The organism is Ramlibacter lithotrophicus, assembly GCF_012184415.1.
GTDB classification, from domain to species: Bacteria; Pseudomonadota; Gammaproteobacteria; order Burkholderiales; family Burkholderiaceae_C; genus Ramlibacter; species Ramlibacter lithotrophicus.
Genome location: NZ_VTOX01000006.1, coordinates 290,704 through 304,650, shown reverse-complemented (window position 1 = coordinate 304,650; position 13,947 = coordinate 290,704). Strand labels below are relative to the sequence as shown.

At 63.4% G+C, this 13,947-nt stretch carries 11 protein-coding genes and 1 pseudogene; 7 read left to right on the top strand and 5 right to left on the bottom strand.

The window, feature by feature from the left end:
• Nucleotides 1-341: hypothetical protein (locus RAMLITH_RS17570; RefSeq protein WP_238344243.1), on the top strand; the 341-nt coding region annotated here is incomplete at its 5' end.
• A gap of 884 nt (nucleotides 342-1,225) precedes the next feature.
• Here the strand turns inward: RAMLITH_RS17570 and RAMLITH_RS17565 are convergent.
• The 3 genes from RAMLITH_RS17565 to RAMLITH_RS17555 all read right to left on the bottom strand — a co-directional run bounded on the left by RAMLITH_RS17565 (nucleotide 1,226) and on the right by RAMLITH_RS17555 (nucleotide 5,845).
• Nucleotides 1,226-2,230: a hypothetical protein gene (locus tag RAMLITH_RS17565; protein WP_168108721.1), complete on the bottom strand. Its 1,005-nt coding sequence runs from the start codon at nucleotides 2,228-2,230 to the stop codon at nucleotides 1,226-1,228.
• A gap of 1,305 nt (nucleotides 2,231-3,535) precedes the next feature.
• A complete protein-coding gene (locus RAMLITH_RS17560) occupies nucleotides 3,536-4,930 on the bottom strand; it encodes an AAA family ATPase (RefSeq protein ID WP_168108720.1) in 1,395 nt (464 codons plus the stop codon).
• A gap of 270 nt (nucleotides 4,931-5,200) precedes the next feature.
• Complete coding sequence (locus RAMLITH_RS17555; protein WP_168108719.1) at nucleotides 5,201-5,845, bottom strand: HAD domain-containing protein; 645 nt, start codon at nucleotides 5,843-5,845, stop codon at nucleotides 5,201-5,203.
• Nucleotides 5,846-6,265: 420 nt separating this feature from the next.
• Here RAMLITH_RS17555 and RAMLITH_RS17550 point away from each other — a divergent pair, with 420 nt between their 5' ends.
• The 3 genes from RAMLITH_RS17550 (at nucleotide 6,266) to RAMLITH_RS17540 (ending at nucleotide 8,754) form a co-directional block, all read left to right on the top strand.
• Nucleotides 6,266-6,979: a ParB/RepB/Spo0J family partition protein gene (locus RAMLITH_RS17550; RefSeq protein WP_168108718.1), complete on the top strand. Its 714-nt coding sequence runs from the start codon at nucleotides 6,266-6,268 to the stop codon at nucleotides 6,977-6,979.
• Nucleotides 6,976-7,155 carry a hypothetical protein gene (locus RAMLITH_RS17545; RefSeq protein WP_168108717.1) on the top strand — a complete coding sequence of 60 codons (180 nt, stop codon included), beginning with the start codon at nucleotides 6,976-6,978 and terminating at the stop codon, nucleotides 7,153-7,155. Before RAMLITH_RS17550 ends, RAMLITH_RS17545 begins: the two co-directional genes overlap by 4 nt.
• Before the next feature lie 951 nt (nucleotides 7,156-8,106).
• Complete coding sequence (locus tag RAMLITH_RS17540) at nucleotides 8,107-8,754, top strand: hypothetical protein (protein ID WP_168108716.1); 648 nt, start codon at nucleotides 8,107-8,109, stop codon at nucleotides 8,752-8,754.
• Nucleotides 8,755-10,014: 1,260 nt separating this feature from the next.
• Here RAMLITH_RS17540 and RAMLITH_RS17535 read toward each other — a convergent pair.
• On the bottom strand, nucleotides 10,015-10,314 hold the full coding sequence (locus RAMLITH_RS17535) for a DUF5676 family membrane protein (protein ID WP_168108715.1): 300 nt from the start codon (nucleotides 10,312-10,314) through the stop codon (nucleotides 10,015-10,017).
• A gap of 147 nt (nucleotides 10,315-10,461) precedes the next feature.
• Here RAMLITH_RS17535 and RAMLITH_RS17530 point away from each other — a divergent pair, with 147 nt between their 5' ends.
• Together RAMLITH_RS17530 and RAMLITH_RS17525 are read left to right on the top strand one after the other, a co-directional pair.
• Nucleotides 10,462-11,739, top strand: coding sequence for a hypothetical protein (locus RAMLITH_RS17530; RefSeq protein ID WP_168108714.1), 1,278 nt, complete (start codon nucleotides 10,462-10,464; stop codon nucleotides 11,737-11,739).
• 305 nt (nucleotides 11,740-12,044) lie between these two features.
• Complete coding sequence (locus RAMLITH_RS17525; protein ID WP_168108713.1) at nucleotides 12,045-12,341, top strand: hypothetical protein; 297 nt, start codon at nucleotides 12,045-12,047, stop codon at nucleotides 12,339-12,341.
• A 725-nt stretch (nucleotides 12,342-13,066) separates the two neighbouring features.
• On the opposite strand, the pseudogene RAMLITH_RS17520 reads toward RAMLITH_RS17525, so the two are convergent.
• Nucleotides 13,067-13,278: pseudogene (locus RAMLITH_RS17520) on the bottom strand (IS3 family transposase); the annotation flags it as partial.
• A 162-nt stretch (nucleotides 13,279-13,440) separates the two neighbouring features.
• Here RAMLITH_RS17520 and RAMLITH_RS17515 point away from each other — a divergent pair.
• Nucleotides 13,441-13,902 (top strand): LysR family transcriptional regulator, encoded by a 462-nt coding sequence (locus RAMLITH_RS17515; RefSeq protein WP_168108712.1) that lies wholly within the window; start codon nucleotides 13,441-13,443, stop codon nucleotides 13,900-13,902.
• The last annotated feature ends 45 nt before the right edge of the window (nucleotides 13,903-13,947 follow it).

The following is a 13,947-nucleotide window of genomic DNA, read 5'->3' as shown; positions in this document are numbered from 1 at the left end:
AGTTCTCGCAAGCCTTCGCCACGCCCACGCGAGCGGCTGCCAATGCCACAGCACCAATGCGCAACTCACGCAGCACAAGACTGACGCTGAATGGGCTACGTTCAACATGTGTTCCCTGGCTGCTTACGCTGTTGGTTCTGCTGGCGCGGGTATGCCAAGAAGAGTTTCCTAATGCTGCCGCGCATATCCGATTGCAACTGCCGGCCGTTGACGCTGTGCAGAAGTACCTCGCGGAGGCGGTGCCGCTTCCACCTGGTGCGCTCGATGCTATGGGCGACGCGCTAACGGTTAAGGAGGTGGAGGACTGGCTCGCTGCCATCGACAAGCCTGCTGAGGGCTGACCTACACCCGCTTTCTGTGTTCCCACCATAGAGCGGCGACTCCGAGCGCTGCAGGGCCGCAAAGCACGAGCCAGTACAACGCTGGCATTTAATCATCCAGCATCCGCGAGGCCTCCGCGTCGTTGTAAGTGTTGGGTACCGCCTCGGCATCATGCTCCTGCTTCCTCCTGCGCACGATTATTGAGCCTCTCCAGCCAGCGAAGCTGTCCGGCGTGATCAAGCTGCTCAAGAACGAACCTGGCGGGCAGATTGCACGTGAGGACGCTTGCTTCCGCGGCCGCGCGGACCAAGCGCGCCGACGGAAAAAATTGCAACTCATGCCGCTGGTCCACCGAGCCACACCGATCCAGCGCAATCAGCCGTGCAATCTCCAGGGCCAGCAGCCGCGGCCGGCGCATGAGCCACACAACGTGGCCTGCCGCCACTCGTCCAGCTCGCGCTGCTTGCCCGGCTTGCCGCACTCCATGCACGTATGCATTGCCCGGACTCGAGCCTTTCGCAGAACCCCTTGGACCACACGATCCGTCGTGTCCGACTGCACCTGAAGCAGCCCGTCTCCTTTCCATGCGCCGGCAATCTCGATGGTGCAACGTTTGGATGTGGCGATCACGGCTAGGGTGAAGCGAAGGTCGGAGTAAAGCCGCTGCCACCCCATCGGAATGAGCTCCACGTGACGATTGAGGCGCGACCCCGAGAGCCCTTCCCTGCAGGCCCATCCAGGCCAGAACCGGTACGCATTTGCAGACAGCTGTGGTCACGGTGCGCGAGCTCGCGACTGGCGCAAGCCACAAGACCATCTACATGCCGACCCTGGAATCCTTCCACGTTTGTGCCCCCTCCGGATTCGCCGGGTCGGAAGCCGATCGGGCGGCCAAGGCCTGGGATTACTCGCTGATTCGGCAGCTATCGATCAGCTCTTTGCGCTTGATTGGGTCGAAGCTTTCAAGGTCGTTCGCGCGCTCGTAAGCAGCCTCCGCCCTGTCAAGCAGCACCTCCTGGACGTCACCGAGGAGCACAACATCCTGAGCGCTGGCATCCGCTTCCGCCGCAGCCACCGCCTGCAAAAGGGTCATGCCATCGGGCCAAGCTTCGGCCAGAGAGTTCGACTCAAACCAGTCCGCCGCGTGCCCAACCGCGCGCGCGGCGCCCTCGCCGAACGACTCGAGCAGCCGTCCGAATTCTTCTTTCGCCGCCTCGGCGTCGCCGGTCAGGCGCCCCACGTTGTTGTGGCCATCCCACTCGATCCTGTGGCCGTTATGAACCCGTTGCAGCAGTTTTTCGCACTCCTCGCTCTCGAGAAAGTCCGCGAGTTCGTCGCCGTCAACGCTCGGTTCGACCTCCCATTCGATCGTGCGGCCGTTCCACGCTTCGACGGGGGTGCCGCTCGTGCGGTGGCGAGTATTCGTGCTGACGAAGCCCTCTTCGTCCAACTCCACGTGTGCATAGGCCGGGGTTACTTCGTGTGCCACCGTCTCGTACAGCGGCGCCTGGTAGTCGCGGATGTCGTCCAGCCGGTAGACGATCTGGTCCTCGTAGTCGTCATTTTCCGCCGCGATTGCCTCGCTCGCGGCCGCCGCAAGCGGCTCTACGGCGGTGTCGAGCGCGTCCATTTCAGGCGTGAAGCCGCCGACATTCGTGGTGTCGAGGCCCAGCGCTTCGAACAACGCTATGTGCTCCTCGTGCATGCCGGCGGAGAAATCCGCGACGGAAAGTTCGCCGTCGCCACCTTCGTCCGACTGGAGAAACAGCGCGTGGGACTTACCGTCGACGAGGAGATCGAACAAAACGTCGTAGTTGCCGTCGCCCGAATCGTGCCGCTGCAGGTCCATTTTGGCGATGGCGACGGTGCACCCGCTGATGTCGAAAGTGGTGGTGTTGGTGGAGTTCATTTTCAGTTTCCTTTGGTCTTCCACGGGTCCTGAGGTGATCCCGGAATCGGCTAGGCCGTGTTTTATTGTCGTGCTCTGGCGGCCAAATAGGGGCGCGGCGAGTGCGACATTTCAGTTGCCTTAGGCGGCTCGAGGGCTTCTTCGCGAGTTTCGCGAGGACTTTGTGAGCAGCGCGGGCGACCAGCGCTGCGGCGGCGCCGGCGTTCGCGCGCAGTTCGGGAAATTTCCGCATCAGGGTGGCCAGGCGTCTGATGTCCGAGTCGCGCTCCGGCATGCTTGCAGGTCCACAAATTCATTGGCGGCGCGGAACAGCTTTTCGTCCGGGGGGCGAACTCGCGGAGCCTTGACATGCGCGGTGGTCAGGCCGGCAACTGCGGCGGTGGTGGCTCTGGTGGCGGTGCCTGTGGAGGGCGCGGGGCGCGGCCAAAGCGGGTTGAGCGGCGGCGGTGCAGGCGCGGATCGAGCAGCTGCGGGGCACCGATTTAGCGGCGGTCGGCCGCCGCTGTGTCCGCAGGCCGGGTGCGCGCTGGACTCGTTCGCCAAGCGGTCTGGGCGGATTTGTGCCGCGTTCCGGCGGAAGCTCGTAAACCGCGATGACACTCTCACCAACTGATGCAAAGCGTATGCAACTGGCGATGCAAACGCGCCTAACTCCTTGATTTTGTTGCAAGCAATCGGACGCAACTCGCGCTATCGCGTCAACTTTTCGCATCCAGACGGCCTGCGGCCTATCGGCGCATCGTTGCGGTGCGTTGTTGCCGTGTGAGACCCTTGCCAAGAAGAAACGGCCGCCAATGCCCCTATAGGGGCGCAGGAGCCGCTTCGTCTGCCGACCTGGGGGTGGGGGTGCTGCGCCTGCAGATAACGGCTTCTATGGCGCATTCTTCGAGGGGTGAGTAAGTGCCGCCGTCAGTTCAACCTCGCGCGCACGTTCTGCCTTCCTCCGTCACTATTTCGAAAAACATCTTTCAAACAATTGACCAACATCCTATAAATCTTGTCTTAGATATTGGCTAATATCTTAGCTAGTATATTGGCTAATATAGCGCGCGTATACACGATCTAGGTGAAGCGCGTGAGGTTTTTTTGTCCGGCCGGCGATTTGGACCTCCATCGCGTCTCGGATAAGCAACGCGGTTTCCCCGTCACCTTTCCCGGGCGAGGCCGAATCGATGACGAGTGACCCAAGTGCCGTCACTCACGGGCTATGGTGAGCCTCTGGTGCGCACGGTGTGCCTTGGCGTACCGTGCGACCCGAGTCCGCGCACATTGGAGCGGTATCACGGCGCCGATGGCGGCCTGCTTCTAGACATGGCTGACAAAGCCGATAGGTCGCCGTCGCACGGTTGTGCCGGTGGGCTGAACGGTCTCCCAGTCTGAGATCTCCACCCTCGGTCGATCGCTCGCCAAAGCCGTCGCGAGCGCCCCTTGCAGCAGCAGCTTTGCACGCCTTGGTTCGAGGCGAACAGCCTGTTCGATGACCGCCGGTGGCACCTCGATGTCGGGCATGCCCATTTGTCGGGCGAGGCTCCGGAACATTGACTCGACGATCCGTCGCGCCTGCTCGGGCGAGGGCGGCTCGATGTGGAACATCATCATTCGGCTGCGCAGCGGCAGTGGGATTGGCTCCACCTCGTTGGCGGTTGCTACCACCCGCAGGTAACTCGCGTCCACGATTACATCGGGCAAAGACTGGTCCCTGAACTTGCGCGCCGTGTCCTCCTCGAGGAGGGTGTAAAGGGCACCCAGCGGGTCGTACCGCGGATCCGTGGCCACTTTGTCGATTTCGTCGAGCACGACCAAACCGTTTGCAACTGCCGGCGCACCGTGCCCACCCCAAGCAAGGAATTCAAAGACCCGTCCTGGGCTCGAATTCGACCAGAACGTGGAGCTTCCCCCGATGGCCGAGCCATTGGTTTCGCCGGCAATCGAGACCACCAGCGGGGACGGCACATTCAGCAGCCGCGTCAGTGCTTCGGCAAAGTGCGTCTTGCCGATTCCGGGAGGTCCGACGAGTAGCAGTGGTGGTAGGCGATGTCGAATGCCTCGGGCGCACAAGGCGACGTGCGGGCGGATCACGCTCTTCACCACCGCGGCAAAGTTCGGGAAGTCCTGGGCCAGGGTATCTGCCATCTGCGGCCACGTCGTATCGGGGACGCATAGCGGACGAAGGCCTCCGCTGGCGCTAAGCCGCTTGAGCATTTTGACAATTCGAGCCGCGCCTTCGCCATCACGACCGCGCTCCGCGGCGCCGGCCATGGCCCTTTCATCCCAGGTGAGTACCTCCACCCCGCCTTCGGCGGCGTTCTCCCTGCCGCGACTGCCACTGAAGCTTGACTCCGGCTTCCTGGCTTGCTCCCCGCTCAAGTCGACGAGAGTAAACGCCCCCGGCTGCTCGTCGGCGTGCTGCGTTTCTGCGCGAAGAGCATTGCCCAATCGGGATACAAGCGCGGTCAGGTTCTTCAAGGCAGCGGCCTTGTCGGCTGGCAAGGACGAATCGACAAGGAACCTGAGATCCAGGTCCCCGGAGCACATCCGCAAGCGCAGGACGGCGCGCACTGGCGTGACGTCTGCCAACACCTGCAGCGCAGCTGCTACAAACAGCGCCGCGATGAAGTGCCACTCCTCGGGTACTCGAGGGTCAATGCGCACGTGCAGCCATTTCGGCAACGGCGCGGCTTCCTGGGCGACTTTGAACATGGGCGAGAACTTTGTCGTGTGGGGGAAAATGTCGTGAGTCAGCCGAGCCCTGGCGGGACCCGATCTGCGGCCCCGCCCCTTCCAGGACGGGCCGCACAGGTGAGGCAGCGGAGGCCGCTGACCGTCAGCGCTCGGCGGGAGTCTGTCCACGGCACAACCGCCGCCGAGGACAGCGCTTTCGCATCGAGGAGGCTTCGCCGCGCTGTCAATCTTCGGTTGGAGCCACGCGGCAACCGGCAGGCGGCCGACCACACCGGCAGGCCATCGGCGTCAGGGCAACGCCAGCGCTTGACCAACCGCGGAGTGCTGGATGCGAGCGGGCGTGACCATCGGAGGGCGTGGCGAGCCGACGCCCGTTCGGATCGCGGCTTTCAGCCGCCTGGAGGTTGCCGCGTCGATCCCTGCATGGGGGCATTCGACCAAGCGGTGGAGGTACCCAGACCAGTAGGCCCTGTTGTCGTCCAGCGCGATCCACCTTGCGTCTGGGGCGGCATGCTGCGCCATCCAGCGCTCCATCAGGCGACCCCGAATCCCCTGAAGCAATCCATCGCTATCCTGCTCGCGGTCGTTGTCCAGCGCGCCAGCCACTCGAGCAGCGATTTCGGCGGGGAGGGCGGCTTGCAGCTGCGCCACTGAGAGGTCATAGCGCCAGGCACTTGCGATAACGATCTTCACCGATGGCGCTGCAGTGATCGTCCGGCTGAACATCTCCGCCCGCTCAAAAAGGATTGACGGCCACAGCGCACTTTCGGACGCCAGCGAGATGAGCTCATCGCGACCGATGCGGCCACCCGCAAATGCCTTGCACTGCGAAACCAGCGGCGCGCCCGCGTGGTGGTGAAGCACGCCGTCCAAGTCGAGCGCGAGGTACATCTCGGTGTCTTCGGCGGGTTGGTGAGTTTGAATGAATTGCATGCTCTGTTCTTTCGCTGGTTGTTGTGGGGTGAGTGGAGAACTGACGATGGGGAAAACTGTACGGGTCGGGTCGCAATCTGCAAAACTGACGCAGCTGAATGTGGCCGCAGCGACACGGCGCGATGCGTCAGATGCGCAGACCTGACCTTCCGCCGCGCACCGCCCAAATTCGCAGCCCCTTTTCGGCCTTGGTAGCCCCACAGGCCGAGCTCCGGCCAATACACTCTTCGAAGAGGACACATACTTTGCGGCCGCAACAGCGACCATGACGGTCTCCACAACCGGTCCACGTGCCCTTATTTGCGGCTGCCGGGCGCCGCACTGGCGAAGGCCATGCAAATGGCGTTCATTGACGAACCGTTGGCCAAGCGGGCGAGTGCTATGTCCCGCCGCGGCCGGCAACTAATAGAGAGTGCAGCAATGCTTTCCACGACAGTCACCGATGCAGCGCACAAGGGCGCGCTGATGAAGCTCGATCCGACCGAGATCGCGCGCACGCAGTTTCCGAATCGAGACGAGAACGGCCAGGATGAAGCCAAGGTTCTCGAGCTTCGCAAGAGCATCAGATCGGCGGGCGGCAACGTGGAGCCCATCAAGGTCCGCGTTCGCCCCGGGACCGGCGAAGAAGGCAATCCCCCGGTGCATGAATGCGTCTACGGCCACCGCCGCATGGATGCGTGCGCAAGCCTGGGTCTGCCGGTCCTTGCGGTCGTCGTCGCTGACATGGATGACAAGGCACTTCTGATCGAGCGGATTGCGGAGAACCGGGGTCGATCGGAATACACCGCGCTTGAACAGGGCCGCATTTGCCTTGCCGCGCTAAATGCTGGGCATTTCAGGACGCAGGCAGCGCTGGCGGACGACCTTGGCCTCGATGAGTCACAAGTGAGCAAAGCACTTGAGCTTGCGCGGCTTCCTGAAGAAGTGCTTTCCGCGTTTTCGCTCAGCTGCGAGCTCACATACCGCGATGCGAAGCCCTTGACAGACGCCGTCAAAGCCAATAAGCAGGAGGTGATTGAGAAGGCAAAGACGATTGCCACCATGGAGCCGCGCCCGTGCACCAAGGAGGTCATCAAGCTGCTTACCGAAGCGTCGCATCCGGCGCGGGTTGAACGGTTCAAGACCTGCCCTTGACCGTCGACAACGAGCCTTTTGGGGAACTCCAGTTGAGCAGCAAGAAGCTCAACGTGATATTCATGCAGGACAGCTTCAATGATGTGCATGCGTTCAGGAAAGCGATCGAGAACTGCTACGACCGACTGCGCAAGAAGCGCGCGAAGGTGCTCCTTCGTGAGTCGAAGGGCGGCTAACGCAAGCGACTTGGATACATCGCCGACTTCAGCAGGCGCGGGTTACTCGGTGCCGATCTCTATCCTGCTCTATAGCGGTCGCAGCGCGCCGGCCATCGTAAGGGCTACAGGAAGCCGTCTTCGATCCTGTAGCCCCCGCCGCTACGCCTTCGTCAACGAGTGCATCGGGCGCGTTGCACAACGTGCACGGAAGTGACGACAGACGAAAGGCGAACGAGGTCGCTGGTACGCCGCCGAAGTTGCGTATGCGCAGGCGTCGAAAACGAACGACCCGGTGCCGAGGCTTTCGGTACCGACGTTAGGTAGCGAACACGAAAGTAGAACGCGGTGCGCCACGGTCGACCGGCCTGGTGCACCCCAAGTAGGGGGTATTCGATGGGTAAGGAACAGCCGAAATCGCGGGGTACAGGGCCAGGCAAGACGACATCGGGGGCGCAGTTTGTCTCGGAAAGGGGCTTTGCGGCACGCGTTGCGAGGGGAAGCGAGCGGCCAAACGTCACCGAACTGATTGGTGAACTGATCCGCTTGGGCGGCGGGACATACCTGCGGCACTTCAATGCCGGAAATGGTCGCTCGCCTGCGGAGCCCGAATTCGTTGCGGGTTTTGGCATGCATCCCCACAGCTTGCTGACCTGGGCGCGAGAGTTCACACAACAGTGTGAGCGGGTGATGGTGCCAAATCGATGTGGAACGGGGATGATAAAGAGGAAGTGTGACGTTCCAGTTGTGCTCGCGATCGTAGCCTCGTACCCGCACAAGGCGTGCGCGCAAGTGTCCGACGCGGACCTGGCGAGAATGCCAGCGGCTGAACGGCGTGCCGCCCACCGAAAGCTGGTAGACGCGAACCGAGAACTCGCGCGCTCGACGGAGTTCCGGGAGTGGCGAGATGCGGCCGTTGCGTGGGCACGCCGGCGATATTCAAGGGCGGTGCCGGTGACTGCTTGCGTCCACGTGGACGAAGCGAACCTGCATCTGCACATGATCTTCCACAATGGCACAGCGAGCGTGAAGCCGCTCATCGCCGGCCTCGGAGCCGCGTTGCTAATTCGAAAACAGGGAGGTAGCAGGAAGCAAGCTCAGGACGCCCTGTATGCGGCCAACCGGCAGTTGGGAGATGACTACCACCAGAGTGTCAGCTCACGGTTCGATCACCTGCGCCGGTCGGCGGCCCCAAAACCGTCGCCAACGGGCCGCGCGTACTCGAAGAAGAGGGCAAGAGAAATAGCGGCCCGTCTCGTGGCGCAGGCGGAAGAAGAGTCGCGTGCACTGCGAGAGGCAGCCAAGCAAGAGGCGGACGCAATCAAGGCGAGCGGTGAAGAGCGCGCCCGGGCTGACGTGGAAGCCGCGGTGGCGCAGGCTGAAGCGGACATGGTTGCGCGACGCGAAATGGAGCTCGAGCGTTTAAAAAGGGAAGCGGTCGCTGCCGTCAAGCCGGAGTACGAGCGGATGAAGACTTTGATGCTGGAAGCAGCCGAGCGTTATCGCAGGAAGGAAGAAAAGTGGGTGGCCCTGCTTGAGGAGGCTGTGCCGGATCAGCGTGAGCGCTCGCGCCTGTTGCGCCAAATCGGGGTCTTGATACCGTCGCACGGTGTTGGGTGAGCAGCAAAGCTGCTCTGCCCGGTCCGAGGCCCTGCCAACTTGATGGCGAAAGGGTGACCCGGATTGTGCGGATGCCGGCAGTTCAATCTGCACAGTCACCGGTAACCGACGCGGTTCAGGAGCGGATCGGCCTTCTGCCCTCGCCGGTAGACGCGTGCCCGTGTGACCTGTGCCCGCGCGCCGGCGTCGTCCATAACCAGAAGGGCCGGCGGCGGCCAGTGCCGTGGTCGCCGCTCGCTTACTTGAAGGAAGATGGCGGAAAGACGAGTGTCGACAACTCGGGAGCATGACCCAGCGTCCGGTCTTTCCTCGTCTTGGTGAGACGCGCTGCGACTGCCCAAATTGCGAACAGCAGGCCGACTAAGATGGAAGCCGCGCCGGCCGCAGAAGCCCATCCTGTCCGCGCTCCGTCTTCGCCTAGGACCAGCGCGCTGCCGACGGCCATTAGCGCGAATGCAAGCGCCAGGAAAGTCATGATGGGAGACGACCTCATGCAGGTCAGTCTATGGGAGGGCCGCACCTTGTCCAGATCGTCGACCCTAGGATCAACGGCATTCGTTGTTGGTGCGCGACAACGCCTGGGCTGCGGCGCTGCTCGTGCTGCCGGGCGTCCGAACGCTTACGCTGCGCAGGTGGTTGCGCCACAAGCACAAGGTCAGGCAACGCAAGGGCGGGAGCTATCCACTCTCGCACCTGTACGAGCAACTTCGGACTCGTACGCCTGACCGCGCGAGGGCGCACGAGTCGTGGGTGAAGGCGTGAAGTCTGGTCCGAGAGCCCGATGCGGGAGATCTGCACGTCCGGTTCGATGAGCGGGATGCGGAAACGGAGCCATGGTCTGGCTCATAGGGCGCCGTCACAGCGAAGGCGGCGGCAACAGCGATGCTCAGACCTACAGTCACCGCGCCACATCTCGTCTCCACCGAGGCTGTGTGGAAACGCGGCAGCGACGCTGCGGGAACCGAGTAGGGCGGCGAACCTTGCGGATTCGCTGCTCGCCGGCGCTACTGCGCGCAAAGCCCATTGGGAGCGTCCTGGACGTCATGGTGAGCTCCATACGCCCCATCAGCGACAGCAAAGCGCGTACGCCCAGGCCCAGCGCTCGCGCGCGCTGATGCAGCTCTGGCGGATGTGGTGACGTGCTGCGCAGCTGGCAGTTGGCAGCTGGCAGCTGGCAGCGGGCAGCGGGCAGCGCGCCCCGCGGCCGCGGCCGCCGGCCACGCCTTGCCTTACTGAGCGCGGCGCCGCGCCGCCCGCGTGTCAGACGCGAAGCCGTGGCCGCAACCAGCCGAAGAAGGCACCGGCCAGCAACGCCCATGCCGACATCACCAGCAGCGCTTCCAAGAACCCGGCCCAAGAGAATGCCGCCGGCCGCACGAGGGCCGAGAAGTCGAGGCCGTGGAAGAGGTTGTTCATGAAGCCGAGGAAGGGACCAGGAGCGACCACCCACACCAAGGTGCATGCCGTGTAGAAGACCGCCACGGTGACGGCCAACGCAATCCCCGTCCCCAGTGGGCGCGAAGCGGCTGCGTTGTCAAGTGGAAGGATCGCGGTGCTCATGACTCTCTCCTTCGAGTGGTGCTCTCGAAGCAAGTCTAGGTGCGAAAACGGCTCCTCGCCGCGCAAAGCAGTGACGGCGGATTACAAATCCGTCATGTGGCGCCGCTGTGCCTATACTCATCCTTCCAGCCCGTACGTATCGGCGTCATGGACCTGCCATCACCGCAATCGCTGCCTTCGCTCATCGAACGCTACAAGCGCGATCCCGAGTCCGTCTATCACACTTGGTTCGTCGGCGGGGAGGCGCGCATGAAGGCGTTTCGCGCGATCCGCCGCGGCGTCAAGGACACGGTGGACGCCATCAATGCTGGCAGCTTCGGCAACGACTTCAAGGGTTCGCCTTTGGAGGTCGTGCTCGCGGCGATCACCGAGCAGAAGCAGGTGTTCGAAGGAGCGGCCCACCCGTTCTACTGGAAGCCCAAGCTGCGCATTCCGGACATCTACGAAAACGAGGCGAACCAGCGCACCTTCGGCCGTTTCCTCGAAGCTTGCATGAACGCAACGCGCGAAGACCAGGTGCTCGCCGAAATGAGCCGGCTGGGTCGCGCCTCGATCAAGGGGCTCGGTCCGGCCGCGGCGAACATCGTCTACTTCCTGCACCCGACGCTCGTGCCTCCCTTCAACACGGCCATCGTGAACGGGTTCAATGCCTTGTTCGGCGCGCGGCAGAAGCTCGGGTCCTGGGACGGCTACCTCGCGATGCGCGAGACGATCATTCGTGCCAACGACGACCAGCCGGGACTGTCGAAGGATCTGGGCGCGTTCGCCGGGCTGCTGTTCGAAATCGGCAGCAACCGCATCGTGATCTTCGGCAACGCCGACCGGGTGCTCGAGGAGCTCCGGGAGAAGGCCGCGAAGGCGGCGAAGAAGCGGCACCAAGACGCGCTCGCCGACGAGAAGGAAGCCTCGGAGCACACGCAGGCGCAGCACACGCTGATACGGATCGGGCGCGCGCTGGGCTACGACGTGTTCGTCGCCCGCAACGACCGCGGCCGCAGCTGCCACGGCGAAAGCTTCTCCGCGCTCACCATTCCGGCGCTGCCGCCCCTGGAAGTCGCGAGCGAGGTCCGGCAGACCGTGGAATTGATCGATGTGATCTGGTTCGGCAAGGGGACCAGCGAACTGGTCTGCGCTTTCGAGGTGGAACAGAGCACGTCGATCTATTCAGGCATCCTGCGGATGAAGGACCTGGCGCTTTCCCTACGGCAGCGGGGGGCGCATTTCTACCTCGTGGCGCCGCAGGCTCGCGAGAAAGAAGTGCTGGCGCAGATGACGCGACCTGCGCTCGTGAGCGAAGTCAGGGATTTCGAGCTCGGCTATCTCCCGAGCGGGGAATTGAAGGCCGAATGCGACGCGATGTGCCGCTACGGCGTCGACCGCTCCGTTCTGAGGAAGATCGCGCGCGGCCTGAACCTCGGTCCGTGACGCTGCCTGGACCTTGCGCCTGTCGGCACCGCCGGGCGCTCAGAGCGTAGCCAACCGTATCGGCGAGCTGCTGCCGCACCGCGGCAACGCGCAGCCTGACCGCGCCACGCCGCGCCGCCGCCGCGCAACCCAACCCAGGCTTGACGGCCGCTTACGACAAGGCTCCCGATCGCGAGCTAGATGTCGGAAATGTAATGCGAGGGTCATCGCCGCGCTGCATAGCATTGCCTACATTGGAACCGTGAGACGGGGTTCTCACTGCCGCATGAAGCGGCACCCCAAACCAACTATCGGAGGTCACCACTATGTTCACTCGCAAGAGCACCATCGTCCTGCTGGCGGCGACGCTGTTCGCATCCATCGGTATCGCCGCTCCCGCTGCGGAGCCCGAGACGCCCGGAAGCGAAAAACCCAAAATGGCCGCCGAAGCGATCCACAACGCCAGGGTCCACGGCCTTCCCGACGTCCAGCAGCCGATCGCACAGGCCCCCGGCAGCGAGCAGGCACAGGCGGTGTCCGAGTCGATCCACCTGAAAAAGCAGCATGGGAGCGTCAACGACTCAGCCGATCAGCGCATGCTGAAGGATGCCTCCAGGCTCTAATGCCCGCCGCGGCCGAGCCGCCCTCAAGGATGCCCGCCGGCCGAGTGGCCCGCGGGCACTTTCGTTTTCTTCCGCGCGCCTGCGCTGCGCCGCCCGCTCAGCACGGCTGCTCGGCTGACGCGCAACACCCGTCCCAACGCGGTCTCCAGTGGCGGGCAGCACACCCAGCGCACGTGCCTGCCCCCCGTGCTGCATCTCGTCTCGCAGGTTCAGCGTACGGCGCGGCGCAGAGCGAGTGGAACCAGCACTCTGCTGCCACGTTGCGCCACTGGCGCCGCGCATCTGTCGCGCGTCATGGACTGCCTCGGATGCGATCCGCTCCAGGCCGTACCACGCGTCTTCGCGGCGTTCCGGGGTGCATGGCGCCTCGCCATGCGGAGCGCGGAGAGAACTGACATGGCGGGATTCTCATGGGGTGGGGCGGTGCTCGCGCACAGTCTCCGGGGTTCGCAAGGTGTGCAGCAACTTTCCAAGGGTCTCGACCGACGTTAAGCCGCGGTCCTCTCCCGGTGAGTGCGGCTCGTGGTATCCGCGCAGAGCGCCGATCTCATGGCACGCTGGCATCGCGTGCGCTTCAGCCGCCACCTTGAATCACCCCGGGTTGCGAGAAGGCCGGTTGATGTGAGTCAGACCTGTATCGTCTGCTGACTTCAGCTGTTGGATTCGACTTTTCTTCGGCCCCCCGGCCGGCGGAAATCTCCCGGTTGCACCCCTGTACTCAGGGTTCAAACCGCGCTCCGGCGCCAGTAGTTCGCCTCGGCTTCCGTCGGCGGAATGTAGCGATCTGGCTCAAGCAGCGCTGCTGGTTGAGCCACGATACCCATTCCAGGGTGGCAGTTCGGCGGCCTTGCGCGTCTTCCACGGCGGCCGGCAATGGATCAACGGCCTTGTAGAGGCGAATGATCGCCTCGGCCAGCGCGTTGTCGTGGCTGTCGCCCGCAAGAGAGGCTTGAGCCGGCGGGCGTCGTCGCGAGAAATCGCTGAGCGCGGTCTGGCACTTCGAACAGGTTTGCGTGATTACGAATTTGTAATCTTCTCGTCCGCTTTGAGACGGGTAACTGCAGTCAACGTTGCGCATCACCGTGCGAGGAGACTGCTCATGAATTCCCAACACACGCCGGGCATCGCCGACTCCGTACTACTGAACTCGCGAAAGCAGGGGCTGCCGTACGGGCCCCGGACCGCGCATGACGTTCCGCCTCCTGAGTCTTTGTGGCTGGTTCGCGACAGCGTCGGCGCAGACGCTGCCGAAGTGACCGACCAGCGCGGAAAAGCGAAGCTGGGGGGACTTGACTTCCTCTCGATTCGTCTCGTGGTTTTCTGTGCAGACAAGCGCTGCCTTTCGGCGGCCGCCAGGGAGTGCAGCATCTCCTTGTCAGCTGCCAGCCACCGCCTCACCAACCTGGAGAAGGCGTTGAATACGCGCCTGTTCAAGCGCGATCATCTGGGGCTCCAGCCGACGCAAGCAGGGACCGTCTTTGCCACTCACGCTCGCGCAATTTTGCTCACCTTGTATTCAGCGGAGCGCCGGTTGACAGCGTTGTCATCTGCCGGCGTCTGACAGTCCCAGATGTCGGAAAATCGCAACGGGGTTGAAAAATCACCA